23 protein-coding genes are annotated in these 25,984 nt (G+C 72.1%); 15 read left to right on the plus strand and 8 right to left on the minus strand.

What is annotated here, in order from left to right:
- Positions 1-14: 14 nt before the first annotated feature.
- A complete protein-coding gene (locus tag K1X13_RS04825; protein WP_221023854.1) occupies positions 15-539 on the plus strand; it encodes a hypothetical protein in 525 nt (174 codons plus the stop codon).
- 86 nt (positions 540-625) lie between these two features.
- Here K1X13_RS04825 and rplI read toward each other — a convergent pair whose 3' ends face one another.
- From rplI to rpsF, 4 genes are all read right to left on the minus strand, one after another.
- Entirely contained in the window at positions 626-1,069 is a 444-nt protein-coding gene (gene rplI / locus K1X13_RS04830; protein WP_221023855.1) for a 50S ribosomal protein L9, read from the minus strand.
- 14 nt (positions 1,070-1,083) lie between these two features.
- Complete coding sequence (gene rpsR / locus K1X13_RS04835; protein WP_128861280.1) at positions 1,084-1,320, minus strand: 30S ribosomal protein S18; 237 nt, start codon at positions 1,318-1,320, stop codon at positions 1,084-1,086.
- 124 nt (positions 1,321-1,444) lie between these two features.
- On the minus strand, positions 1,445-2,044 hold the full coding sequence (locus tag K1X13_RS04840; protein WP_221023856.1) for a single-stranded DNA-binding protein: 600 nt from the start codon (positions 2,042-2,044) through the stop codon (positions 1,445-1,447).
- Between the two features lie 98 nt (positions 2,045-2,142).
- A complete protein-coding gene (gene rpsF, locus K1X13_RS04845; RefSeq protein WP_221024586.1) occupies positions 2,143-2,433 on the minus strand; it encodes a 30S ribosomal protein S6 in 291 nt (96 codons plus the stop codon).
- A 246-nt stretch (positions 2,434-2,679) separates the two neighbouring features.
- Here rpsF and K1X13_RS04850 point away from each other — a divergent pair, with 246 nt between their 5' ends.
- The 3 genes from K1X13_RS04850 to K1X13_RS04860 all read left to right on the plus strand — a co-directional run bounded on the left by K1X13_RS04850 (position 2,680) and on the right by K1X13_RS04860 (position 5,783).
- Positions 2,680-3,483, plus strand: coding sequence for a deoxyribonuclease IV (locus K1X13_RS04850; protein WP_221023857.1), 804 nt, complete (start codon positions 2,680-2,682; stop codon positions 3,481-3,483).
- Positions 3,484-3,549: 66 nt separating this feature from the next.
- Positions 3,550-4,698, plus strand: a complete 1,149-nt coding sequence (locus K1X13_RS04855; RefSeq protein ID WP_221023858.1) for a lipid II:glycine glycyltransferase FemX — start codon at positions 3,550-3,552, stop codon at positions 4,696-4,698.
- Positions 4,699-4,721: 23 nt separating this feature from the next.
- A complete protein-coding gene (locus tag K1X13_RS04860) occupies positions 4,722-5,783 on the plus strand; it encodes an alanine racemase (RefSeq protein WP_221023859.1) in 1,062 nt (353 codons plus the stop codon).
- A 287-nt stretch (positions 5,784-6,070) separates the two neighbouring features.
- Here the strand turns inward: K1X13_RS04860 and K1X13_RS04865 are convergent, their stop codons facing one another.
- Positions 6,071-7,468 (minus strand): glycosyltransferase family 87 protein, encoded by a 1,398-nt coding sequence (locus K1X13_RS04865; protein ID WP_221023860.1) that lies wholly within the window; start codon positions 7,466-7,468, stop codon positions 6,071-6,073.
- Positions 7,469-7,470: 2 nt separating this feature from the next.
- Complete coding sequence (locus K1X13_RS04870) at positions 7,471-9,690, minus strand: transglycosylase domain-containing protein (protein WP_221023861.1); 2,220 nt, start codon at positions 9,688-9,690, stop codon at positions 7,471-7,473.
- Positions 9,691-9,901: 211 nt separating this feature from the next.
- On the opposite strand from K1X13_RS04870, the gene K1X13_RS04875 reads away from it, so the two are divergent.
- From K1X13_RS04875 to K1X13_RS04885, 3 genes are all read left to right on the plus strand, one after another.
- Complete coding sequence (locus K1X13_RS04875) at positions 9,902-10,552, plus strand: PadR family transcriptional regulator (RefSeq protein ID WP_221023862.1); 651 nt, start codon at positions 9,902-9,904, stop codon at positions 10,550-10,552.
- 10 nt (positions 10,553-10,562) lie between these two features.
- Positions 10,563-11,642, plus strand: a complete 1,080-nt coding sequence (locus tag K1X13_RS04880; protein ID WP_221023863.1) for an inositol-3-phosphate synthase — start codon at positions 10,563-10,565, stop codon at positions 11,640-11,642.
- A gap of 117 nt (positions 11,643-11,759) precedes the next feature.
- Positions 11,760-13,058, plus strand: coding sequence for an MFS transporter (locus K1X13_RS04885; RefSeq protein WP_221023864.1), 1,299 nt, complete (start codon positions 11,760-11,762; stop codon positions 13,056-13,058).
- A gap of 25 nt (positions 13,059-13,083) precedes the next feature.
- Here K1X13_RS04885 and K1X13_RS04890 read toward each other — a convergent pair whose 3' ends face one another.
- Positions 13,084-13,788, minus strand: coding sequence for an AIM24 family protein (locus K1X13_RS04890; RefSeq protein ID WP_221023865.1), 705 nt, complete (start codon positions 13,786-13,788; stop codon positions 13,084-13,086).
- Between the two features lie 39 nt (positions 13,789-13,827).
- Positions 13,828-15,261 carry a CCA tRNA nucleotidyltransferase gene (locus K1X13_RS04895; RefSeq protein WP_221023866.1) on the minus strand — a complete coding sequence of 478 codons (1,434 nt, stop codon included), beginning with the start codon at positions 15,259-15,261 and terminating at the stop codon, positions 13,828-13,830.
- A gap of 77 nt (positions 15,262-15,338) precedes the next feature.
- On the opposite strand from K1X13_RS04895, the gene K1X13_RS04900 reads away from it, so the two are divergent.
- From K1X13_RS04900 to K1X13_RS04935, 8 genes are all read left to right on the plus strand, one after another.
- The gene (locus K1X13_RS04900) at positions 15,339-17,669 is read left to right on the plus strand and encodes a DUF6049 family protein (RefSeq protein WP_221023867.1); all 2,331 of its coding nucleotides are present in this window, start codon (positions 15,339-15,341) and stop codon (positions 17,667-17,669) included.
- Complete coding sequence (gene murJ / locus K1X13_RS04905; protein ID WP_221023868.1) at positions 17,666-19,333, plus strand: murein biosynthesis integral membrane protein MurJ; 1,668 nt, start codon at positions 17,666-17,668, stop codon at positions 19,331-19,333. Before K1X13_RS04900 ends, murJ begins: the two co-directional genes overlap by 4 nt.
- A 72-nt stretch (positions 19,334-19,405) precedes the next feature.
- Complete coding sequence (locus K1X13_RS04910; protein WP_221023869.1) at positions 19,406-21,370, plus strand: protein kinase family protein; 1,965 nt, start codon at positions 19,406-19,408, stop codon at positions 21,368-21,370.
- Between the two features lie 4 nt (positions 21,371-21,374).
- Positions 21,375-22,127, plus strand: a complete 753-nt coding sequence (gene sigM / locus K1X13_RS04915) for an RNA polymerase sigma factor SigM (protein WP_221023870.1) — start codon at positions 21,375-21,377, stop codon at positions 22,125-22,127.
- Entirely contained in the window at positions 22,124-22,981 is an 858-nt protein-coding gene (locus K1X13_RS04920) for a hypothetical protein (protein ID WP_221023871.1), read from the plus strand. The genes sigM and K1X13_RS04920 overlap by 4 nt, the downstream gene beginning before the upstream one ends.
- A 113-nt stretch (positions 22,982-23,094) precedes the next feature.
- Positions 23,095-24,105, plus strand: a complete 1,011-nt coding sequence (gene trxB, locus K1X13_RS04925; protein ID WP_221023872.1) for a thioredoxin-disulfide reductase — start codon at positions 23,095-23,097, stop codon at positions 24,103-24,105.
- Between the two features lie 115 nt (positions 24,106-24,220).
- Positions 24,221-24,538: a thioredoxin gene (gene trxA / locus K1X13_RS04930; protein WP_221024587.1), complete on the plus strand. Its 318-nt coding sequence runs from the start codon at positions 24,221-24,223 to the stop codon at positions 24,536-24,538.
- Positions 24,539-24,730: 192 nt separating this feature from the next.
- Complete coding sequence (locus K1X13_RS04935; protein WP_221023873.1) at positions 24,731-25,960, plus strand: N-acetylmuramoyl-L-alanine amidase; 1,230 nt, start codon at positions 24,731-24,733, stop codon at positions 25,958-25,960.
- Positions 25,961-25,984: the final 24 nt, after the last annotated feature.

Below are 25,984 nucleotides of genomic sequence, written 5' to 3' on the forward strand. Positions count from 1 at the left end.
GGGGCGGCCCGACGATGACGCCGGTGCAGAAGGTGGCGATGGGCCTGGTGCTCGTCGTCGTGGACGCCTGGTTCGCCGGGTTCGACGCCGTCCCCGACCTGCTGGGCTGGGTTCTGGTGATGCTCGGCCTGCACGGGCTGCGGACCGCCCTGCCGTCCCCCGTGACGCTGACCGCCCTGGCCGCGCTGGCGGGCGTCGTGTCCCTCGCCCTGCTCTCGCCGAGCCTCCTCGCGGACACCCCCGAGAGCACCCTCTGGCTGGTCAGCCTGCCGCAGACCCTCTTCTGCCTGGTCCTGGCCGGCGCCATGGCCGCGCTGCTGGGACCACCCCGGCCGGACCTGGCGCGCCGGTTCGGCGTGCTGCGCTGGGTCTTCGTGCTGGTCGCCGTGCTGCCGGTGCTGCTGTACGGCGGCGGGGTGGACGGCCTGCTGGTCCCGACCGCCGTGGTCGCGGTGGCCGCGAGCGTGTACCTGGTCTACCTGCTGTTCCGGGTCCCGGCCGACGTCGTGGCGCCGGCGCGACCCGCCGCGGACGCCTGACGCGCGCTTGCAAGACGACGAGAGCCGCCCCCCGGAAGTCCGGGGAGCGGCTCTGGCGTCACGTGACGTGCTGCCGGGGCTGTGCCTCAGGCAGGGACCACGTTCAGGTTGACGGTGGCGTCGACCTCGTCGTGCACCTTCACGGTCACCTGGTGCGCGCCCAGGGACTTGATCGGGTTGCCGACGAGGATCTTGCGCTTGTCGACCTCGGCACCGGCCGCGGTGATCGCGGACGCGATGTCGCCGACGGTGACCGCACCGAACAGGCGGCCGCCCTCACCGGCACGCACCGGCAGGGTGAAGGTCGAGCCCTCGAGCTTGGCCTTGATCTGCTGGGCGTGATCGAGGTCGCGGACCTCGCGGGTCGCACGAGCGGCCTTGATCGACTCGATCGTGCGCTCGCCACCCTTGGTCCAGCGGATCGCGAACCCGCGCGGGACGAGGAAGTTGCGGCCGTAGCCGTCCTTGACCTCGACCACGTCGCCGGGAGCGCCGAGGCCGGTGACCTCCTGAGTCAGGATGAGCTTCATCAGTCAGTCCCCTCTCAGCGAGCCGTGGACGTGTAGGGCAGCAGAGCAACCTCGCGCGCGTTCTTGACCGCGGTGGCGACGTCGCGCTGGTGCTGCACGCAGTTGCCGGTCACGCGACGCGCGCGGATCTTGCCGCGGTCGGAGATGAACTTGCGGAGGAGTGTCGTGTCCTTGTAGTCGACGTACGACACCTTCTCCTTGCAGAACTGGCAAACCTTCTTCTTCGGCTTGCGGAGTACTGGCTTGGCCATTGTGGTGCTCCCTTTCGTGAGCCCGGCTCGCGCCGGAATGGTCAGCTGTAGGGACTACAGCCAGTGGTGAACGGTTGTTGTCCGCCCGCGGGCCCCGACGAGCGGGGCCGCGGACGAGGTCAGATCAGAACGGAGGTTCCTCGGACGAGCCGCCGATGCCGGGCGTGGCCCAGGGGTCGTTCGCCGGGGCGGACTGCTGGCCACCGCCGTACGAGCCGCCGCCCTGGTTGCCGCCCCAGCTTCCGCCGGAGCCACCACCCTGCTGGCCGCCACCCTGCTGGCCGCCGCCCTGCGCACCCGAGGAGGCCCACGGGTCGTCGCCGCCGAACGAGCCGCCGCCACCCTGACCGCCGCCGGAGCGGGTGGTCTTGGTGACCTTGGCCGTGGCGTACTTCAGGCTCGGGCCCACCTCGTCGACGTCGATCTCGAAGACGGTGCGCTTCTCGCCCTCACGGGTCTCGAAGGAACGCGCCTTCAGCCGGCCCTGCACGACCACCCGCATGCCGCGCTGCAGCGACTCGGCGGCGTTCTCGGCCGCCTGGCGCCACACCGAGCAGTTGAGGAACAGCGCTTCGCCGTCCTTCCACTCGTTGCTCTGGCGGTCGAAGGTGCGCGGCGTGGACGCGACGGTGAAGTTCGCGACGGCCGCACCCGACGGGGTGAAGCGGAGCTCGGGGTCGGCGGTGAGGTTTCCGACGACGGTGATAGGTGTCTCGCCTGCCATATCAGGCCTCCCTGGTCTGGGGTTTCTGCGACGGATGACCGGGGGAATCGGTCCGGGTTGCCGATGTTCTGAACGTGTCGCCCCGGAGGGCGGGTGCGTCAGCGAACGTCGGGACGAATGACCTTAGTGCGCAGCACCGACTCGTTCAGCGAAAGCTGACGGTCGAGCTCCTTCACCGTGGCCGGCTCGGCCTGCAGTTCGACGACGGCGTAGATGCCTTCGGAGTTCTTGTTGATCTCGTAGGCAAGACGGCGACGTCCCCAGACGTCGACCTTCTCGACGGACCCGCCGTCCTTGCGGACGACGTTGAGGTACGTGTCGAGCGAGGGCGCAACAGTGCGCTCTTCGAGGTCGGGGTCGAGGATGACCATCACTTCATATGCACGCATAGCGGTCTCCACCTCCTTCGGACTCAGGCGGCCACGGCGTCTCCGTGGCAGGAGGGCTTGCGTCCGCCGGACCCGCAGTGACCCCGGACGGGGGTGCGTGGCTTCCGGCGCATCAACGGCCCGACGCCCACTCTGGTCATGGGGTCGAGCCGATCGACGGTTCAGGGTACCAGCGCGGGCGGGGGCCGAAGAAATCGTTCTCCACAGGCTTCGTGACCCGTCGGCGGCCCCGCCTAGGGTGGGCACATGCCAGCACAGCTCTCCCTCGGTGCCCACGTCGACCAGGCCGACCCGATCGGCGAGGCCCTCGCCCGCGGCGCCACCCTCAGCCAGTTCTTCCTCGGCGACCCGCAGGGCTACAAGGGCCCCGAGTTCGCGTACGACGGCGGGGCGGAGGCGCTGCGTGCGGCCGCGGAGGAGCACGGGCTCGACCTGTACGTGCACGCGCCGTACATCATCAACGTCGCGACCACGAACAACCGGATCCGGATCCCGAGCCGCAAGCTGCTCCAGCAGCACATGGACGCCGCCGCCTCCATCGGCGCGAAGGGCCTGATCGTGCACGGCGGGCACGTCAACAAGGACGACGACCCCGAAAAGGGCTTCGACAACTGGCGCAAGGCGGTGCAGGCCACCGACATCAAGATCCCGCTGCTGATCGAGAACACCGCGGGCGGCACCAACGCGATGACCCGCTACCTCGAGCGGATCGGCCGGGTCTGGGACGCGGTGGCCGGCGCCGACGGCGGTGACATGGTCGGCTTCTGCCTCGACACCTGCCACGCACACGCCGGCGGCAACGACCTCTCCACGGTCGTGGAGAAGGTGCGCGCGATCACCGGGCGGATCGACCTGGTGCACGCCAACGACAGCCGCGACGCGTTCGACTCCGGCGCCGACCGGCACACCAACTTCGGGCATGGCCACATCGACCCCGACGAGCTCGCCGCCGTCGTCCGCGACGCCGGCGCGCCGGTGGTCTGCGAGACGCCCGGTGGCCCCGAGGAGCACAAGGCCGACTTCGCCTGGCTGCGCGAACGGGTCGGCTGACCCGCTCTCGCCACCGGGTCCTCCGCCCGGTTCCGGCCCGGCGGACGACGTGTAGCCTCGGGCAGCGTGAACGCGCCCTCCCTCGACGTCCGCACCATCACCTCCGCCGAGCACCTCGACTTCCTCAGGACCGCCACCGCCAAGGGCGGTTCGGCGAGCTTCCTGCAGACCCCCGCCTGGGGTGAGGTCAAGGGCGAGTGGCGCCGCGAGTCGATCGGCTGGTTCGACGGGAACACGCTCGCAGGCGCGGCTCTGGTGCTCTACCGGCAGCTGCCCAAGGTCAAGCGCTTCCTGGCCTACCTGCCCGAGGGCCCGGTCATCGACTGGACCTCCGACCACCTCTCCGACTGGCTCGCCCCGATGACCCGGCACCTGGCCGGCAAGGGCGCCTTCGGGGTCCGGATGGGCCCGCCCGTGGTGACCCGTCGCTGGACCGCCGACGCGGTGAAGAAGGGGATCGCGGACGACTCCGTGCGTACCCTCGGCGACGTGCCGCCCGCCGAGCGGTCACAGGTCGGCGCCTCCGTGGTCTCCCAGCTGCGGGAGCTCGGCTGGCGCCCGCAGTCCGTCGAGGGCGGCTTCGCCGCCGGCCAGCCGCAGTTCAACTTCCAGATCCCGCTCGCCGGACGCACCGAGGACGACGTCCTCAAGGGCATGAACCAGCAGTGGCGGCGCAACATCAAGAAGGCCGCCAAGGAGGGCGTCACGGTGACCCGGGTCGACGCCGACGACCTCGAGCGGGAGCTGCCGGCGTTCTGGGAGCTCTACCGGCACACCGCCGAGCGCGACCACTTCACGCCGCGGCCACTGTCGTACTTCCAGACCATGTTCGCCGCGCTCCGCGCCGAGGAGCCGGACCGGATCGTGCTCTACACCGCCCGGCACGAGGGCGACCTGGTCGCCGCCACGATCCTGGTCCGCGTCGGCGGGCACACCTGGTACTCCTACGGCGCCTCCTCCACCGAGAAGCGTGAGGTGCGCGGCTCCAACGCCGCGCAGTGGGCGATGATCTCGGACTCGCTCGGGTCCGGCGCCGACGTCTACGACCTGCGCGGCATCACCGACACCCTCGACCCCGACGACCCGCACGTGGGTCTCATCCAGTTCAAGGTCGGCACCGGCGGCGAGGCCGTCGAGTACGCCGGCGAGTGGGACCTCCCGCTGAACTCTCTGATCTACAAGGCGTTCGACCTCTACATGAAGCGTCGCGGCTGAGCCCCGGCCCAAGGAGTCCACTCGTGTCACTCAGCCTCTACGTCGACGGCGACCGCTGGCGCAGCCACCTGCGCGGCGTGCTCGACTCCCACCCCGGCCTGGTGCCGGTGCTCAAGGGCAACGGCTACGGCTTCGGCCTGCACCGGCTCGCGCGCAAGGCCGCCTGGCTCGGCGTCGACACCGTCGCCGTCGGCACCTACGACGAGGTGGAGGAGGTCACGCCCCGCTTCGACGGGTCGGTCCTCGTGCTCACCCCGTGGCGGCCCTTCGAGCAGCGGGTCGTGTACGGCGACCGGGTGGTGCACACCGTCGGCCGGCTCGAGGACCTGCAGGCCCTCGCCGAGCGCGACGACCGGCCCCGCGTCGTCCTGGAGCGGATGACCTCGATGCGGAGGCACGGCTTCTCGGCCCGCGAGCTCCGCGAGGCCGCCGGGCTGCTGTCGCCGCGCACCCACGGCGGCACCGGCCGCGGGGTGAAGGTGGAGGGCGTCGCCCTGCACCTGCCGATGGCCCGCGGGTCGCACCTCGCCGAGGTGGACCGGCTGATGACCGACATCGTGGCGGCGGGCCTGCCGACCCGCACGGTGTACGTCTCGCACCTCACCGACGCCGAGATGGCCACGCTGCGCTCGTCGTACCCGGACTTCGAGCTGCACCCCCGGATCGGCACCGACCTCTGGCTCGGCGACCGCGGCGCGCTGCGCGTGAAGGCCTCCGTGCTCGACAGCCACCCCGTCGAGCGGGGCGACGTGTTCGGCTATCGGGGCCGGAGCGTGCCGACCTCGGGCACCATCCTCGTGGTCTCCGGCGGCACCGCGCACGGGATCGGCCTCGAGGCGCCGTCCGCCGCGTCCACGCTGCGCCAGCGCGCCGTCTCCCTCGCGAAGGGCGGCCTCGACGCCGCCGGCTTCGTCCGGTCGCCGTACACCGTGGCCGGCAAGCAGCGACTCTTCGCCGAGCCACCGCACATGCAGGCCTCGATGCTCTTCCTCCCGCACGGCTCCCCGGTGCCCGCCGTCGGCGACGAGCTCGACGTCCGCGTCCGCTTCACCACCACCACCTTCGACCGCACCGTCATCTCCTGACCCGCGCGCCCCACCCCCGGCACCCGACCGGCAGACGGGCGGGCGGACGGGCAGAACTCGAGGGGGCCCGACCGTGGACGGGCCTGGCAGCCGGGCGGCGGACCGGCAGCCGACGGGCGGACGGGCAGAACTCGGAGGGGGCCCGACCGTGGACGGGCCTGGCAGCCGAGCGACGAAGGAGCGAGGCCGGATGGGCGGGCCCCCTCCGAGGGCAGCCCGGCCGACCACCCGGCAGCCGGCACCCCGGCACCCCGGCAGCCCGGCAGCCCGGGCGCCGCAGGACTCGCTCAGGCGTCGACCGGCTGCAGGGGGTCGTCGGTGAGACCGTCGGCGCGGATCGGGTCACGCCACGGGAACAGCACGTCCCGCACCACCACCGCCATCAGGTACACCTCGCACAGCACCCGCACGACGATCGCCGCCCAGTAGAACCGGTCCGGCTCCCCGCTCGCGCCCGACGCCGTGAACTCGCCGAGGTAGAGCCACACCGCGCCGAAGTAGAGCACCTCCCCGGCCTGCCAGATGAGCAGGTCGCGCCAGCGGGGCCGGGCCAGCACCGCCAGCGGCAGCAGCCACAGCACGTACTGCGGCGAGTACACCTTGTTCACCAGCAGGAACCCGGCCACCACCAGGAACGCCAGCTGCGCCACCCGCGGCGTACGACGGGCGGCCAGGCCGAGCGCGAGCACCCCGGCACAGACGGCCGCGAAGAACACCGTGGACACCACGTTCACCAGGTGCGGGGTGACCGTGTGCCCCGCCTGCTGCCACACCAGCCACAGCGAGCCGAGGTCCGCGCCCCGGTCGGAGTTGAAGGTCCAGAACACCGTCCACTGCTCGAGCCCGAGCAGCATCGCGGGCGCGTTGGCCGCCAGCCAGCTCCCGGTGGCCGCGGCGGCGGCGAGCCAGAACGGCCGCAGCCGGCGCCCGCGCAGGCACACCACGAACAGCGCACCCAGCAGGAACAGCGGGTAGAGCTTGGTGGCCGTGCCGAGGCCGATCATCACCCCGCTGAGCACCGGACGGCCGTGCGACCACGCCCACAGTGCGGCCGCGACCAGCGCCACCGCGAGCAGGTCCCAGTTGACCAGCCCGGTCAGCACCAGCGCCGGCGACGCCGCGAACAGCATCGCGTCCCAGGGCCGGCCGCGGTGCACGCCGGTCATCAGGTACGCCGCCACCAGCAGCACCGCCCCGAGCAGGACCGCCGTGACCATGAAGTACAGGCCGCTCTCCTCGGCCACGCCGAGCACCGCGAACACCTGGTCCGCGGGAAGCTCGCGCCGCTCGTCGAGGTCCGGCCAGCCGCTGAGCGCGTGGGTGGCGAGCGCGGCGCCGTACGCGAAGTAGCCGATCAGCACCGGGTACTCCATCACCTGGTACCGGCCGCCGGTGTCGCTGTACGGCACGGACAGCTCGGCGAACCCGCGCCCGGTGTAGAGGTAGGGCACGTCGGAGTAGCACATCGCGGCGTAGCGCACCTCGCCGTCGGCCCAGTTCGTCGCCACGCACGGCGACTTCTGCACCATCCCGAGGACGAACGCCAGGCAGGCCACGGCGAGCACCACCCGGACCGGGGTCCACCACGGGTGCGGTGCGGCGTGGTCGCCGACCGGCCCGCCGACGACCTCACTGGCCGCGGCGGCCAGCGGGTCCTCGTGCGTGGGGCGCGCGACGTCGGCCACGGTCAGGGACTGGGGCTGTCGGTCGGCTTAGGCTCCTTCGACTGCCCGGGAGGCAGCACGGTCGGCGCGGGCTCGCTGGGCGTCGGCTCCGGCTCCGGGGTGGGCGTCGGCTCGGGGGTCGGCTCCGGCTCCTCGGTCTGCGTCGGGGTCGGCTCCGGCTCCTCGGTCGTCGGCTCCTCGGACGGCTCGGGCTCCGGGGTGTACGTCGGCTCGGGCTCAGGCTCCGGCTCGGGGGTGTACGTCGGGGTCGGCGACCCGTTGACGTAGTCCACTTCCGGGAAGTCGACGCACTCCTGGCCGTCGAGCGCCTTCTCCATGAACGCGGTGAACGTGCGGGCGGGGTAGCTGCCGCCGAAGAACGTGGAGAGCCCCCCGACCCCGTCGAGGTCCTCGGTGCCGGACTTGCCCTTCACGTACATCACCGCGGCGGACAGGCGCGGGGAGTAGCCGGCGAACCAGGCGGAGGTCACCGTGTCCGGGCGCAGCGCGGCGGTGCCGGTCTTGCCCGCCACCGGGCAGCCGAAGGCGAGCGCCTCGGTGCCGGTGCCGTTCTGCACCACCTTCTGCATCGCCTCGACGACGTTGCCGTTCACGTCCTCGGCGAAGGCGCGCTTCTCCTTGACCTTCTCCTTGAACAGGGTCTTGCCGCTCGCGTCGGTGACCTTGTCGACCACGAACCAGTCCGCCGCCCTTCCCTTGTTCGCGAACGTCGCGTAGGCGTTGGCCATGTCGACGGTCCTCACGTCGGCGGTGCCGAGGGTGATCGTCGGGTCCGGCGAGAGGCCGGGCGCGTCCTCCGGGATGCCGGCGCGGACGGCGGCGTCGATGACCTTCTTGGGCCCGTTGTCCATCGAGGTGGTCAGGTCGATGTAGGCGGTGTTGATCGACTCCTCGGTCGCGGTGATCATGTCGACCGGCCCGTACTGGTTGCCGAACTCGTTGTTGACCTCGGTGCCGTCCGGGAACGTGTAGGTGTTGCCGTCGAAGATGTCGAACAGGCTGAACCCGTTCTCCAGGCCCGCGGCGAGCGCGAACGGCTTGAACGACGAGCCGGGCTGCCGTCCGGTGGTGGCCCAGTTGCGCTGGTCCTCGACATAGTCCGGGCCGCCGTACATCGCCTTGAGCGCACCGGTGCCCGGCTCCACGGCCGAGAGCCCGATGTGCACGCCCTTGGCGTTCTCGGTGGGCCGCTCCTCCTTGACCGCCTGGACGGCCGCCTTCTGCGCCTTCGCGGAGATGGTGGTGGTGACCCGCAGGCCACCGCCCTCGATCTCGGCGTCGGTGAAGCCCTCCGCGCGCAGGTGCTCCTTCACCAGCGCGAGCAGGTAGCCCTTGGGCCCGCCGAGGCTGTCCTCCACCTCGATCTTGGGGAACTTGGGCAGCTTCTGCGCCGCCTTCTCCGCGATCTCGGGGTCGAGCACCTCCATGTCGGCCATGCCGCCGAGGACGTACTGGTAGCGGCCCATCAGCCGGGTGCGGTTGTCCGCGCCGTCGGCCGGGTCGAAGAGTCCCGGGGAGTTCAGGATCGAGGCCAGCGCCGCCCCCTCGCGCACGCTAAGGTCCTTGGCGTCCTTCTCGAAGTAGGCCTGGGCGGCGGCCTGGATGCCGTAGGCACCGCGACCGAAGTAGATGGTGTTCAGGTAGCCCTGGAGGATCTCCTCCTTGGACATCTGGTTCTGGATCTTCAGCGACAGGAACGCCTCCTTGGCCTTCCTGGTCAGGGTGCGGTCCTGCGAGAGGTAGAGCACCTTGACGTACTGCTGGGTGATCGTGGACGCGCCCTGGGTCGACTCGCTGGTGGCGTTGGAGAAGGCCGCGCGCAGGATGCCCTTGGGGTCGAGGCCCTTGTCGGTCCAGAAGGTGCGGTTCTCGGCGGCGATCACCGCGTCCTGGACGTGCTCGGGGACCGTGTCGAGCGGGACGCTGATCCGGTTCTGGTCGGCGAACCGGCCCAGCTCCTTCTTGCCGTTGTCGTAGTAGACGATCGTGGTCTGCGTCTGGAAGTCCTTGTTGGGGTCGGGCACGTCCGTGGCGGCGTACGCGACGCCCAGGGCGATGCCGCCGAGCAGCATCCCGGCGAGGCCGAGCAGCAGGAACCACTTGAAGATACGGCGGGGGATGCTCTTCTTCGGCTTGCCCTTGCCTGCGGACCTACCGGGGTTCTTGCCGGCTCTGGCACCACCACTGGCAGACGCGCTGGTGGCCTTGCGCTTTGCACTCAACGGGACTCTCCGGGACGGGGAAGCGGGACAACTGCTGTAGAGCAGGGTACGGGGGACGCCCCGAAAGGTGAGATTCGTGTGATCCGCACCCCATCCCCGGGCACCGCTCGGCGCGGCGCGGGCCCGTGTCACCCGGGCGGTGGTGTGCGTTCCTCGATATATCGCTACGATAGGTGTCTCCGATAGCGTCCAGCGAAACATCAGGTGAACCGTGGCCCGTCGTGGCGAGACCCTCGAGCTCGCAGTCCTCGGACTGCTGCACGAGTCCCCCATGCACGGGTACGAGCTCCGCAAGCAGCTGAACGTCGTCCTCGGCTGGGGCCGGGTGCTGTCCTACGGGTCGCTCTACCCCGCGCTGAAGAAGATGCTGAAGGCGGGTTACATCGCCGAGCACGTCGGAGGGGTGGACGGGGCCACGGTCGGCGTCGGACGTCGGCAGCGGATCGTCTACGAGCTGACCGCGGCCGGCAACGACCGTTTCGCCGGGCTCATGTCCGAGGCGGGACCCTCGGCGTGGGAGGACGACAACTTCGACGTCCGCTTCGCGTTCTTCAGCCGCACCGACATGGAGATCCGCCTGCGGATCCTCGAGGGCCGTCGGACCCGGTTGGAGGAGCGTCTCGAGCGGGTGCAGAGCCAGCTCGAGCGGACGCAGAAGCAGATGGACCGCTACGCCACGGAGCTCCAGCGCCACGGTGTGGAGTCCGTCGAGCGGGAGGTGCGGTGGCTCTCCGAGCTCATCCAGGCCGAGCGGGCCGCACCCGGCACGGCGCCCACCGTGCACCAGGACGACAACCACGAGAACGCAGCACACAGCGCAGGAAACCGGGGCACCGTCCCCGCGGATCCCGAGAGAAGTTAAGGAGAGCCCGATGGGTTCGGTACGCGTAGCAATCGTCGGCGTGGGCAACTGCGCCACGTCACTGATCCAAGGCGTGGAGTACTACAAGGACGCCGACCCCTCGGGGTCCGTGCCGGGTCTCATGCACGTGAAGTTCGGCGAGTACCACGTCTCGGACGTGGAGTTCGTCGCGGCGTTCGACGTCGACGCGAAGAAGGTCGGCTTCGACCTCTCCGACGCGATCAACAACTCCGAGAACAACACGATCAAGATCGCCGACGTCCCGCCGACCGGCGTGACCGTCCAGCGCGGGCACACCCTCGACGGCCTCGGCAAGTACTACCGGGAGACCATCGAGGAGTCCGACGCCGAGCCGGTCGACGTGGTCTCGGTCCTCAAGGACAGCCAGGCCGACGTGCTGGTCTGCTACCTCCCCGTCGGCTCGGAGGACGCCGCGAAGTTCTACGCCCAGTGCGCGATCGACGCCGGCGTCGCCTTCGTCAACGCGCTGCCCGTCTTCATCGCCTCGGACCCGATGTGGGCCCAGAAGTTCGAGGACGCCGGCATCCCGATCATCGGCGACGACATCAAGTCCCAGGTCGGCGCGACCATCACCCACCGCGTGATGGCCAAGCTGTTCGAGGACCGCGGCGTGGTGCTCGACCGCACCTACCAGCTCAACGTCGGCGGCAACATGGACTTCAAGAACATGCTCGAGCGGGACCGCCTCGAGTCCAAGAAGGTCTCCAAGACCCAGGCCGTGACCTCGAACATCGGCCACGACCTCGGCGCGCGCAACGTGCACATCGGCCCCTCGGACTACGTCCAGTGGCTCGACGACCGCAAGTGGGCCTACGTCCGCCTCGAGGGCCGCGCGTTCGGCGACGTCCCGCTGAACCTGGAGTACAAGCTCGAGGTGTGGGACTCCCCCAACAGCGCCGGCATCATCATCGACGCGATCCGGGCCGCGAAGATCGCGCTCGACCGGGGCGTCGGTGGCCCGATCCTCTCCGCGTCGTCGTACCTGATGAAGTCCCCGCCGGTGCAGCGTCCCGACGACGAGGGCCGCGCCACCGTCGAGGCCTTCATCCGCGGTGAGGTCGAGCGCTGACCCGCGCCTGACCCCTCCACCTGACGACCCGGCCGCGGGCCGTACGGACCACCGCGAGTCCGTCGGCCTGGGGCCGGACGTCGTTTGGGCACCACCCGACCGCGGAAGAATCGACCCGTGACCACTGCCCGCCACCTGTTCCACCTGCTGCGTGGTTCATGGTTCCGGCGACTCTTCGCGGTCCGGGTCTCCAGCCAGTTCGCGGACGGCGTGTTCCAGGTGGCGCTGGCGTCGTACGTCATCTTCTCCCCCGAGCGGCAGCCCTCGCCGGCGGCGATCGCCGGGGCGATGGCCACGGTGCTGCTGCCCTTCAGCGTGCTCGGCCCGTTCGTCGGCGTGTTCCTGGACCGCTGGTCGCGACGGCAGATCCTGGCGGTCTCCAACTTCGTCCGGGTGGCGCTGGTGCTGGTCCTCGCCGCCGGGGTGGCCGCGGACCTCGGCGGCCCGCTGCTGTTCGGCCTGATCCTGGCCTGCCTGTCGGTCAACCGCTTCCTGCTCGCCGGGCTGTCGGCGGCGCTGCCGCACGTGGTCGACCACGAGGACCTGGTGATGGCCAACGCGGTGACCCCGACCAGCGGCACCCTCGCGGCGATCCTCGGTCTGGGCGTCGCCTCGGTCAGCCGGGTCGTCTGGGACCGGCTCGGCGTCGACAGCGACGTGGCCGTGCTGGTGATGGCGGCCCTGCTGTACGCCGTCGCGGGCGCCCTGGCCCTGCGGATCCCGCGCGACCTGCTCGGCCCCGACTACGACCCGACCCGTCCGGCGGTGCGCGAGGCCGCCCGGCACGTGGCCCGCGGCCTGGTGGAAGGGCTCCGCCACCTCGCGGACCGGCGTACCGCCGCCTACGGGCTGGCCACGATCGGCGCGCACCGGTTCTTCTTCGGCCTGTCGACGGTGATGCTGATCCTGCTGTACCGCGGCTACTTCCACGACCCGAGCGAGCCCGACGCGGCGTTCAGCGGCCTCGCGGTCGCGGTGGTCGTCAGCGGCGCGGGCTTCGTCACCGCCGCCTTCGTCACCCCGTTCGTCACCGAGCGGGTGAGCCTGCGGCTGTGGGTGCTGTCGCTGCTGGCCGCGGCGGCGTTCACCCAGGTGGTGCCCGGGGCGCTGTTCACCGAGCCGGCGCTGCTGGTCTCGTCGTACTTCCTGGGCCTGGCCTCCCAGGGCATCAAGATCTGCGTGGACACCCTGGTGCAGGACAGCGTCGACGACGCCTTCCGCGGGCGCGTCTTCTCGCTGTACGACGTCATCTTCAACGTGGCCTTCGTGGCGGCCGCCGCGGTCGCGGCCGTGGTGCTCCCGGACGACGGGAAGTCCTACGTCGTGCTCGGGGTGGTGGCGAGCGGCTACCTCCTCACGGGCGTCGGCTACGCCCTGGTCAGCCGGCCCCGCACCGTGGCCGGCGCCCCGGTCTGACCCTGGCCGCCCCGAGACCCGTCGCTCAGCCGCCGAACAGGTTCCCCATCCCGCCGCCCGGCGCGGCCTGCTGCACGGGGGCCACCCACTCGTGCGGCTGCACCACGACGAACCCGGGCCCGTGGAAGGCGTACTGGAGGGCCTCCCCGCTGCCGCCGCGCAGCATCGACCTCAGGTTCATGCTGGAGACCACCTGCGGCACCAGGTTCGCCGACCAGGCGACGGCAGCGTGCACGTCGACGTACGTCGGCTGGGCCGCGCAGTCGAGCACCACGGGCTGGCCGACCGTGCACAGCGCGACCGTCCCGTGACCGGAGACGGTGGTGTTGAACAGCCCGCCGGCCATCACCCCCGCGCCCCTGACCCGGTTGATGTCCCAGGTCAGCGCCGCGTCGAACGCCAGCAGGTTGCGGCCGTTCACGCTGATCCCGTGGCCGCCGAGCTCGAGCAGGTACACGTAGCCGGCGTCGTTGGCGAAGAACACCTCGCCGTGCCCGCTGACCCGCATCAACGGCATGTCCTCGCTGGTCAGCACCTTCTTGAGCAGCTTGCCCATGCCGCCGGCCTTCTCGTGGTGGAAGCCGACCTGGCCCTGGTAGGCGACCATCGCGCCCTTCACCGCGAGCACGTCGTCACCGAGCGCGACCCGGAGCATCTGCGGGTTCTGCAGGGCGAACCGCTGCTGGTGGGCGACCTCGAGGTTGTCCTGCGCGAACAGCTCACTCTTCATGGCGCACAGCCTAGGGCGGGCCGCGCGCGACGGGGCGGGTTACGAGTCCCGACGGTCCGTCCGGTCGGCGTGCCACGCGAGGAGCGCTGCCTTCGCGTCCTCCTCGGACATCGGGCCGTGCTCGAGGCGCAGCTCCAGCAGGTGCTTGTACGCCGCGCCGACCTCGGGTCCCGGGCCGAGGCCGAGGAGCTCCATGATCTGGTTCCCGTCGAGGTCGGGGCGGACCGCGGCCCGGCCCTCCTCCTCGGCGATCCGCTCGATCCGCTGCTCGAGGTCGTCGTAGGTGCGGCTGAGCCGCTCGGCCTTGCGCTTGTTGCGAGTCGTGCAGTCGGCCCGGGTCAGCACGTGCAGCCGCTCGAGCTGGTCCCCCGCGTCGCGGACGTAGCGCCGTACCGCCGAGTCGGTCCACTCGCCGGAGCCGTACCCGTGGAAGCGCAGGTGCAGCTCGACGAGGTGGGTGACCGCGGCGATCTCGTCGTTGGAGAACCGCAGCGCTTTCATCCGCTTCCTGGTGATCTTCGCGCCGACCACGTCGTGGTGGTGGAAGGTGACCGTGCCGTCCTCGGCGAAGCGCCGGGTCCGCGGCTTGCCCACGTCGTGCATGAGCGCGGCGAACCGGGCGACGAAGTCGGGGCCGCCGCCGAGCCGGTCCTCGAGGTCCATGGTCTGCTCGAGCACGGTGAGCGTGTGCTCGTAGACGTCCTTGTGCCGGTGGTGCTCGTCGCGCTCGAGCGCGAGCGCGGGCAGCTCGGGGAGGACATGGTCCGCGAGCCCGGTCTGCACGAGCAGGGTCAGCCCGCGGCGCGGGTACGGCGAGGTCACCAGCTTCACCAGCTCGTCCCGGATCCGCTCGGCGGAGACGATCTCGATACGGGCGGCCATCGAGGTCATCGCCTCGACCACCTCGGGCGCCACCGTGAAGCCGAGCTGCGCGGCGAACCGGGCGGCCCGCATCATCCGCAGCGGGTCGTCTGAGAAGGAGTCCTCGGGCCGGCCCGGGGTGCGCAGCACCCCGTTCGCGAGGTCCACCAGGCCGCCGTACGGGTCCTCGAACTCGTTGCCGGGCACCGCCACCGCCATCGCGTTGACGGTGAAGTCGCGCCGGCCGAGGTCCCCGTTGAGCGAGTCCCCGTAGTCGACCGAGGGCTTGCGGGAGTCGGCGTCGTACTGCTCCGAGCGGTACGTCGTGATCTCCACCTGCCACGGGCCCTTGCGGCAGCCGATGGTGCCGAACGCGCGGCCCATGTCCCACACCGCGTCGGCCCAGCCCTCGACGAGCTTCTCCGTGACCTCGGGACGCGCCGACGTGGTGAAGTCGAGGTCGTTCTGCAGCCGGCCCAGCATCGCGTCGCGGACAGGTCCGCCGACCAGGGCGATCTGCTCGCCCGCCGCCTCGAACCGGGCACCGAGCTCGTCGATCACCGGCGCGATGCGCAGCAGCTCTCGGAGCGCGGTCTCCTGCACGTCGGTCATGCGCAGAGGAGTCTGGGGCTGGTCGGACACGGGAGACCACTCTAGTTGCGGAGTCCGCGACCGTTAGCATCGACCGCGTGATCCGACCCGCTTCCGCACGCCTCGCCGCATGCCTCGTGACGGGTCTGGTGACCAGCATCACCGCGGTGGGCCCGGCGCCCGCGACCGCGTCCGCGTCCGTCCCGGAGGCCGTGGCCGGGGGTGTGGCCGGGGGTGTGGCCGCTGCCCGGGTCGCCGCGGCTGCGCCGCGGAACGGGACCCCGCTCCAGGTCTCCATCGAGTCGCTGACCCCCTCGACCATCCCCCGCCGGGGCGAGGTCACCGTCACTGGCGAGATCACGAACCGGTCCCACGACGCGTGGACCGACCTCAACGCCTACCTGCTCACCTCGTCGCAGCCGATCACCACCGCCGCCGAGCTCGAGGCGGCCACCGAGACCGCGGAGGACCTCCAGGTCGGCGAGCGGGTGACCACCCCCGGGCTGTACGACGAGATCGGCGACCTCGCGCCCGGCCAGAGCACCGGCTACCGGATCTCGGTCCCCACGAGCGCGCTCGAGCTCGGTGCGGACGGGGTCTACTGGCTCGCGGTGCACGTGCTCGGGGCCAGCCCGGACGGCCGCGACGACGTCGCGGACGGACGCGCCCGCACGTTCATCCCGCTGGTCACCGACCCGCGGGCCCGGACCACGATGGCGCTCGTGGTCCCGGTGAAGGGCCAGGTGAGCCGCACCGAGGAGGGCCGGCTCCGCAACCTCAAGGGTTGGCAGCGGCTGCTCGGCGAGAACGGCCGCCTGGGCCGGCTCGTCGACCTGAGCGCGAGCTCGGCGAGCGTGCCGCTCACCTACGTGCTCGACCCGGCCGTTCTCGACGCGGCGCAGTCCGTCGCCGCCGACAACCCGCCGCTGGACACGGCGCCGACCGACGAGGAGCCGGCGCCCAGCGAGTCGCCGAGCGCCGGCGAGACGCCCACCGTGGAGGAGTCCGCCCCCGCCGGTGGCGAGGACACCGGTGAGGAGGCCGAGCCGTCCGCGGCCGCCGAGCGCGCAGCCGACTGGCTGGCCGTGTTCGGGGACCAGGCCGACAGCAACACCGTGCTGGCGGTTCCCTACGGCGACGTCGACGTGGCCGCCATGCTCCGCCGGAACTTCGGCACCCTGTTCGACCGGGCGGTCGAGCTCAGCGCCACCACACTCGAGGAGAGCGGCATCGAGGCCGACCCGGTGGTGGCGCCCCCCAGCGGGTTCCTCCCCGAGGCGGCGTTGGACCGGCTCGGCAAGGACGCCCCGCTGCTGCTCTCCGACCTCGCCGCGCCCGAGACGGACGCCTCCGTGCTGGAGACCCAGCAGGGGCACGAGGCGGTGCTCGCGAACTCCGCCGCCGCGGCGGGAGGCCCGGCCCCCACGCCGCCGTACGGCGCCCTCGCGGTGCGGCAACGGGTTCTCGCCGAGGCCGCCGTCCACGCGATCACCGGCGACGCCGACCAGCCCGTGGTCGTCTCCACCCCCCAGCTGTGGGACCCGGGCGCCGCGTGGCCCTCGGCCGCCTTCTTCAGCGGCCTCGAGGTGCCCTGGCTGTCCATGGCCGACCTGCCCTCCGCCGTCTCCACGACCTCCGGCGCGGAGCGAACCTACGACGGCCCGCTCGTCTACCCCCGCCGGCAGAAGGAGCAGGAGCTCCCGGTCGACAACCTCCTCGCCAGCGAGGAGCTCAGCGACACCGGCCGGGTGTTCGCCAGCCTGCTCGCTCGCAACGACACCGTCGACGACGCACTGGCGGAGACCGCGATGCTGGCCTCGGCCACCCGCGCCCGGGACCGCCCGCGGAAGGCGGTGCAGATGGCCCGTCGGGCCTCGGACTGGGTGCACGACCGGCTCGAGCGGGTCCGCATCGACGGCCCCGAGCGTCCCTTCGTGACGATGTCGAGCGAGCAGGGCACGTTCGCGGTGACCGTCGTCAACGGGCTCGACGAGCCGGTCACCGTCGGGCTCCGGGCGAGCACCTCCACGCCCGACCTGGACATCGGCTCCCCCGAGCCGGTCACGCTCGGCGCCGGTCAACGGGCCTCGATCCGGCTCGACGTCACCTCCCGCAACATCGGCGTGCACTCGGTCACCCTGTCCCCGACCACCGCGGAGGGGCGGCTGCTGGGCAGCTCCACGAAGTACGTCGTGCGCAGCAGCCAGGTGGGCCTGGTGATCTGGGTGATCATGGGCCTGGGCGCGGCCGTCTTCGCCATCGCCATCGCGGCCCGCATCGTGCGGAGGGTCCGCGACCGGCGTCCGGCCGGGTCCTCCGGCCCCGCCGATCAGGACGTCGAGCCACCGCTCAGCGACGTACCCGCCAGCCCCGCCGCGACCGGGGAGCACCCCACCACCGAGACGAAGGCACAGGACACCACCGCATGAGCGACCAGCCGGACCGCGACGGCGAGAGCAGCAGCATCCTCGGCTCCAGCGCGGTGATGGCCGCCGGCACGGTGGTGTCCCGGGCGAGCGGCTTCGTGCGCAACGCGCTGCTCGCGGCGGCGCTCGGCGCCCGGCTGCACGCGGACGTCTTCAACATCGCGAACACCGTCCCCAACATGCTCTACATCCTGCTGGCGGGAGGCATCTTCAACGCGGTGCTGGTGCCGCAGCTGGTGCGGGCGATGAAGAACGACGCGGACGGCGGCGAGGCCTACACCAACCGGGTGATCACGCTGGCCGGGCTGTTCCTGGCCACGGTGACCACGATCATGGTGATCGCCGCCCCCTGGCTGATGCAGCTGTTCCTCTCCCCCGACTTCTCCAGCCCCGAGCTCGCCGAGCAGCGGGAGTCGGTGGTCGACTTCGCCCGCTACTGCCTGCCGCAGGTGTTCTTCTACGGGATGTTCGTGCTGGTCGGGCAGATCCTCAACAGCCGCGGCCGGTTCGGACCGATGATGTGGGCGCCGATCGCGAACAACGTGATCTCGGTGCTGGTCCTGCTGGTCTACCTGTTCGTGTTCGGCCCGGCCCAGGACGTGTTCGGCGGCTACACCGCGCAGCAGGAGCTCCTCCTGGGGCTCGGCTCGACGCTCGGGATCGTCGTCCAGCTCCTGGTGCTGCTGCCGTACCTGCGCAAGGCGGGCTTCACCTACCGGCCCCGCTTCGACTTCCGCGGCACCGGGCTGGGCCACACCCTGCGCCTGGGCGTGTGGACCGTGCTGTTCGTGGTGGTGAACCAGGTGGCCTACACCGTGGTGGTCCGCCTGGCCTCGAGCGGGGCGGCCGCGGGGATCGGCGGCGGCGACCCCGGCACCGGCTACACCATCTACTCCCAGGCGTTCCTGCTCGTGATGGTGCCGCACTCGGTGGTCACGGTCTCGCTCGCGACCGCCGTGCTGCCCCGGCTGTCCGCCCACGCCGCGGAGAACGACCTCGCCGGGGTGAGCCGCAACGTGGCCTCCACCCTGCGCACGGCGCTGACCATGATCGTGCCGTTCGCGCTGCTGCTCCCGCTGGTCGCCCGCGACCTGGCGAACGTGATCTACGGCTGGCTGGCCGCCGCCGACGCCTACCCCGACTACGAGCTGCCGCTGTCGCTGTTCGGCCTCGGCATCGTCTTCTTCACCGTGCACTTCCTGGTGCTGCGCGGCTACTACTCCCTCGAGCGCACCCGGACGGTGTTCTGGGTGCAGTGCGTGATCGCGGCCACCAACATCGGGCTCGCGCTGCTGTTCACCCGGACGGTCGCCTCCGGGGACGTCGCCTCCGGCCTGGTCGCCGCGTACGCCGCGGCGTACGCGGTCGGCGCCCTCATCTCCTACCTGCTGCTCGGCCACCTGCTCGGCGGCCTGGAGACCCCCAGGCTGGTCCGCTTCCTCGCCCGGCTGCTGCTGGCCGGCGGGCTGGCCGCCGCGGTGGCCTGGAGCGTGCGGTACGGCGTCGCGCTGGTCTGGCCCACCGGGGACGGCAAGCTCCGCGCCCTGGTGATGCTCGTCATGGTCTCCGCCGTGGACGCGGTGGTCTTCCTGGTCCTCGCCCGGCTGCTCCGGATCCGGGAGGTGACCAGCGTCATGGAGCTGGCGACCAAGCGGCTGCGACGTTGACCGCTCCCCCTAGCATGTAGTTTCGAACCGACGCACCGAGAGCCCGCCGCCGTGGGCACAGCGAGGAGGGACGTGGCCGACAAGTCGATCGGGCATGGCACCGTGCTCGCCGGACGGTTCCGGCTCGAGGACCTCGTCACCGAGACCGACGGCGCCAAGTTCTGGCGGGCCACGGACCTGATCCTGGCCCGGAGCGTCGCGGTGAACGTGGTCGACTCCGCGGACCCCCGGTCCGAGGGGCTGCTCTCCGCCGCCCGCACGTCCGCCACCGTCACCGACGGCCACTTCCTGCGCGTGCTCGACGCCGCCGAGGAGGACGGCTTCGTCTACGTCGTCCACGAGTGGGGCAACGGGGTCTCGCTCGACAAGATGCTCCTCGAGGGGCCGCTGCCACCGCGCCGGGCCGCGTGGCTGGTCAAGGAGGTCGCGGACGCGATCACCACCGCGCACACCCACGGCATCGCCCACGGCCGGCTGATCCCCGAGAACGTGATGGTCACCGAGGCCGGGGCGGTCAAGCTGATCGGCTTCGTCGTCGACCGGGTGCTGCACGGCCGGCAGGAGCCCGTCGCCGAGGGCGAGCCGCCGCTGAGCGACCACGAGTCCGACGTGCACAACCTCGCCGCGCTGCTCTACGCCACGCTGGCGGGACGGTGGCCCGGCACCGAGGGGTCGCGCATCCCCCAGGCGCCCCGCGACCACGGCCGCATCATGCGCCCGCGCCAGGTGCGCGCCGGTGTCCCCCGTCCCCTCGACACGATCTGCGACCGGGTGCTCAACGCCGGGTCGGACTCGGCGATCCCGCTCGAGAGCGCCCACGAGATCTCCGCGGCGCTCAGCGACTACATCGGTGACCCGGTCTCCGCCTCGCAGGCAAGCTACGAGCCGACCTCGGTGATCGACCGCGACGAGCTCGCCCGGTTCCGCCCGCAGACCGACGAGGAGGCCCGGACCGGCCGCTTCGCCGTCAGCGCCGCCGACGCGGGAGGCGGCACCGACGACCCGGAGGCCACCCGTGCCGTGCCCCGACCCGGCGCGGCCGGGGCCGCTGCCGGCGCAGGTGACCTCGACGCCACCCAGGCCGGCGCCCCGCTGTTCTTCGACGACGACACCGGCGTGGGCTGGGTCGGCGGGGACTCCCGTGGGTTGCGCAGCGACGAGGACGACCGGGCCGGCGACGAGCCGGGCCGGCGCTCCGGGCGGGCCACCCCGCCCCCACCGCCCCCGCTCGAGGAGCCGGAGGCCAGACCGCTGTTCGCACCCGGTCCGCCGCGCGCGGCGGCGACCCGCCGCGACCCCGCCCCCGACGAGCCGGTGGCACCGGTCCTCGGGATGCACTCCACGCATGGCACCGGCTCCCTGCCCCCGGTCTGGGGGCCGGACGCCGCCGAGCCCGAGCCCGACCGGGGCTGGGAGGAGCGCGACTCCAGCCGCGAGTGGCTCAAGCTCGCCGCGATCGTCGCCGCCTGCCTGCTGCTCGTGCTCGCCATCGTGGTCGCCTTCAACCTCGGCCGCGGCTCCGGGGGGTCGGGCACCGAGGCGGGGCCGGAGGCCAGTCCCTCGGCGAGCCCGACGGGTCCGTCCAAGCCGCTGCAGATCGCCTCGGTGTCCGACTTCGACCCGCTGGCGTCCCCTGCGGAGGAGAACCCCGAGCAGGCGCTGCTCGCCATCGACGGCGACCCCTCCACCTCGTGGCAGACCTCGACCTACTACGGGAACCCCAGGCTGGGCCTGCTCAAGGACGGGGTCGGGCTGATGGTCGACCTCGGCTCCACCAGCACGGTGTCGGACGTCGCGGTGACCCTCGAAGGGAAGCCCACCGACGTCGAGCTCCTCGCCGCGGGACCGGAGGCGGACGAGCCCACCGACGTCACCGGACTCGACGAGGTCGCCTCGCAGCAGGGCGTCGGCGGCAGGGTCGACCTCTCGCCGAACCGCCCCGTCACCACCCGCTACCTCGTGGTCTGGCTGACCTCGCTGCCCCCCGCCGACGACGGCTTCCGGGGTGAGGTCGCCGAGATCGTCGTGAGGCCGTGACCGGATGACCGGTCCGTCGGGGGACGGCTCGCCGGTCGACCCGGGACCCCCCGACGACCCGCTGGAGCCGCACGGCCGGGACGACCGCGCGCTGCTCGCCGCCCACGTCGACGGTGACCCCGAAGCGTTCGGCATCCTGTTCGCCCGGCACCGGGACCGGCTGTGGGCGGTCGCGCTGCGCACCACCGGCGACCCCGAGGAGGCCGCCGACGCACTCCAGGACGGCATGGTGTCGGCCTTCCGGCGGGCCACCTCCTACCGTGGCGACGCCGCGGTGACCACGTGGCTGCACCGGGTGGTGGTCAACGCCTGCCTGGACCGGATCCGGCGGCGCAAGGTGCGGGCGGCCGACGCCCTTCCCGACGACCTCGACGAGTACGCCGGCCGCGGCTCGCTGGCCACGAGCACCGATCCCGGCACCGGCGCCACCGCCGACCCGGCCGATCTCGTGGTCGACGAGGAGCGGCGCGCCGCTGTCCTGCGCGCCCTCGCCACGCTGGCCCCGGAGCAGCGGGCCGCTCTCGTCCTGGTCGACATGCAGGGCTACCCGGTCGAGGAGGCGGCCCGGATCCTGGGCTGCCCGACCGGCACCGTGAAGAGCCGCTGTGCCCGCGGCCGGGCCAGGCTGGCCCCGCTGCTCGCCGGCCTGCGCTCCCGGAACCCTCCGCCGGGGCCGCGCGTCCAAACCAGGACCGACCCCGCAGACCACGCCAGCTCGCCGTCCGCCGCCCCCGCCGAAGGAGGTGACCCGCCATGACCTCCCCGCCGCACCCGGAGCCCTCCGGCCACGACCGGGACCCGGGCCCCGACGGCTCGGAACCGCTCGACCCGGACCAGGAGGCCGTCCGAGGTCTCCTCGCGGAGGCGGGAGGCCGCCCCGAGACGCTGCCGACCGACGTCGCCACGCGGCTCGACGACGTGCTCGCCGGCCTGGTCGCCGAACGACCCGCTGCCGCGTCGGCCGTCCCGACGAGCCCCGACGCGGACCACGCGGCCGACACCGGTCTCGCCGCCGCGACTGTGGGGAGCCCGGGCGACGAGCTCGCCGCCCGGCGTCACCGCCGGTGGCCGAAGCTGCTGGTGGCCGCGGCGACCGTCGGCGTGCTCGGGGTCGGCCTGGGCGAGGTGCTCGGCGGCGGGACCGCCAGCATGGACGCCGGCGGATCCTCCGGCGAGGAGGCCGCCGTCCGGGCGCCGTCCGCGACGACCGACCGGGACGGCGGAGCCGGCCAGGGTGACCAGCGCGGCCAGGACTCGGTGGGCCCGAACTTCCTGAACGACGAGGACGCCTCCGGCGGGTCCACGGGCGAGCCGGAGCGCGAGGTCGCCCCCGGCACGGTGGACGTCGTGCGCCTGCGGACCGAGTCGCTCCGAACGGGGGTTGAGCGCGCCCTGACGTTCTTCCGGGTCCCCACCACCGCGAACCGGGCGAACCCGGACTGCAGCCCTCGCGACCTAACGCCGGACGACGATGCGCTCGACGTCCGCCTCGACGGGCGGCGGGCCGTCCTGGTGCTGCGCGCGCCGGTGGACGGCCGGCGCGCGGCGGAGGTCTTCACCTGTGAGGACCGCGACACCCCGGAGGCCGCCACCACCGTCGAGGCCCGCTGACCCGGCGTCCCGCGCGTCCCCGGCCGGGGCGTCGGTGTCGCCGGGGAATGTCTCGACCCTAGGATCGGTTGTGCCCCACGCAAGGTCACCTCTCACCCAGGAGCACTCGAACCATGGCGGACCAGGACGTACGCAACGTCATCATCATCGGCTCCGGCCCGGCCGGCTACACCGCAGCGGTGTACGCCGCCCGCGCGAACCTCGCCCCTCTCGTCTTCGAGGGGTCGGTCACGGCCGGTGGCGCGCTGATGACCACCACCGAGGTCGAGAACTTCCCCGGGTTCCGCGACGGGATCATGGGTCCTGAGCTGATGGACAACATGCGCGCCCAGGCCGAGCGCTTCGGTGCCGAGCTGGTCAGCGACGACGTGACCGAGGTGGACCTCACCGGCGCGGTCAAGGTCGTCAAGGACGGCTCCGGCAACGAGCACCGCGCGCTCGCCGTGATCCTGTCGACCGGCTCGAGCTACCGGAAGCTCGGCATCCCCGACGAGGACCGGCTCTCCGGTCACGGCGTCAGCTGGTGCGCGACCTGTGACGGCTTCTTCTTCCGCGACCAGCACATCGCCGTGGTCGGCGGCGGCGACTCCGCCGTCGAGGAGGCCACCTTCCTCTCCCGGTTCGCCAGCAAGGTGACCCTGGTCCACCGCCGCGACGAGCTGCGCGCCTCCAAGATCATGCAGGACCGCGCGTTCGCGGACCCGAAGATCGAGTTCGCGTGGAACTCCACGGTGGAGACCATCCACGGCGACGACAAGCTGACGGGGGTGACCCTCGTCGACACCGTGACCGGCGAGAAGCGTGAGCTCGACGTGACCGGCCTGTTCATCGCGGTCGGCCACGACCCCCGCTCGGAGCTCCTGCACGGCCAGGTGCGCCTCGACCAGGAGGGGTACGTGCTGGTCGACCACCCCTCGACCAAGACAAACCTGCCGGGCGTCTTCGCCAGTGGTGACCTCGTGGACCACCAGTACCGTCAGGCGATCACCGCCGCCGGCACCGGTTGCGCGGCCGCCCTCGACGCCGAGCGCTACCTCGCCGACCTCGAGCACGCCGCCCAGACGGACTCGACCGACGTCGCCACGGAGATGCTCAGCGAGCAGGTCCAGGTGGCCGGGGCCTGACCCTCGCCCCGACGGCAGACCGAGTGTCTGCCGCTGCCCGGAAGAAATGTCCGGGCCTCGGTGTTAACTACATCCAGAACCGAACGCGATCCCTAAGGAGCACCTCGTGGCCGAGATGCAAGCCGTGACCGACGCCGACTTCGACGCGCAGGTCCTCAAGTCCGACAAGCCCGTCCTCGTGGACTTCTGGGCGGAGTGGTGCGGCCCGTGCCGCCAGGTCTCGCCGATCCTCGACGAGATCAACAAGCAGCACGGCGACAAGATCACGTTCGTGAAGATGAACGTCGACGAGAACCCGGTCACCCCCGCGGCGTACCGCGTCACCGGCATCCCGACGCTCAACGTCTACCAGGGCGGCGAGGTCGTGAAGCAGATCGTCGGCGCGAAGCCGAAGGCTGCCCTGCTCAACGAGCTCAGCGACTTCATCAACTAGGTCCCACCGACGAGAGAGGGCCGGCCCACCTCCCAAGGGCCGGCCCTCTCTTTTCCGTTTTCTCCCGGACCCTCCGGACCCGGGACGGGCGCAACCGTTGACATCGCCCGTGCGTCTGTTTGAGTAGGCCCCGAGTAGAACCGGCGCCGTCCGGGTAGGAGTGTCCGGACCCCCACCAAGGCAGGAGGCCGTATGGCCGACGTACGCACCGCGCCGAGCTTCCGGCTCGGCGACGCCGGCGACGCGGTGGTCGACATCCGCGCACGCCTCGGGGCACTGGCCCTGCTCGACGCCCCGCACGACTACGACGGGGCCCGCGAGTTCGACGCCGACGTCGACCGCGCCGTCCGCTCCTTCCAGCAGCAGCGGGGTCTCACCGTCGACGGGATCGTCGGCCCGTCCACCTACCGGGTCCTCGACGAGGCCCGGTGGAAGCTGGGCGACCGGCTTCTCACCCACGCGGCGGGCAACCTGATGTCCGGCGACGACGTGGTCACCCTCCAGCAGCGACTGCTCGACCTCGGCTTCAAGGTCGGCCGGGTGGACGGCATGTACGGCCACCAGACCGAGCAGGGCGTCCGCGACTTCCAGCGCAACATCGGCATCCCGCCCGACGGCACCTGCGGCCCGGCGACCCTCAAGGCCCTGTCCCGGCTCGCGCCGCGCGTGAAGGGCGGTCAGCCCAACGCCCTGCGCGCCGCGGAGCGGATCCGCCGGGCCGGCCCCCAGCTGACCGGGAAGATCGTCGTGATCGACCCCGCCGAGGTGCGGGTGGCCGACCCTGCGCTGGCCAGCCGCGCCGCCGCGGTCACCCACGACCTCGCCAAGCGGATCGAGGGCCGGCTCGTGGCCACCGGCGTCCAGGCGTTCCTGACCCACCGGGCCGACCACGCCATCCTCGCCGGCGCGCACGCCGGTCAGGGAGGCCCGTCCGAGCAGGGCGACCCGCTCGCCGACGGCCACTCCGAGGCCGAGCGCGCGGAGTTCGCGAACCGCACCGACGCCGACCTGTGCATCTCCCTGCACGTGGACGCGTCGGCGAACCCCGACGCGTCCGGGGTCTCCACCTACTTCTTCGGCCTCGACTCGCACGGGGTCCGCTCGTCGGTGGGCGAGCGTTTCGCCAGCCTGGTCCAGCGGGAGATCGTCGCGCGCACCGACCTCGCCGACCTGCGGATCCACACCAAGACCTGGGACCTGCTCCGCCGGACCCGGATGCCCGCGGTCCGTGTCGACGTCGGCTACATCACCAACCCGGGGGACGCGGCCAGGCTCTCCGACCCCGTCTTCCGCGACGTGGTCGCCGAGGCGGTCGTGGCGGCGGTGCAGCGGGTGTACCTCTCCCCGGACTCCGACGCGCAGACCGGCGTGCTCCGGCTCGGCGAGCTGCGGGACGCCCTCCGCGAGGGCCGCGACCGCTGACGCTGCCGCCGACCGCGGGCCGGC

This window comes from Nocardioides jiangsuensis, assembly GCF_019679455.1.
GTDB classification, from domain to species: domain Bacteria; phylum Actinomycetota; class Actinomycetes; order Propionibacteriales; family Nocardioidaceae; genus Nocardioides_C; species Nocardioides_C jiangsuensis.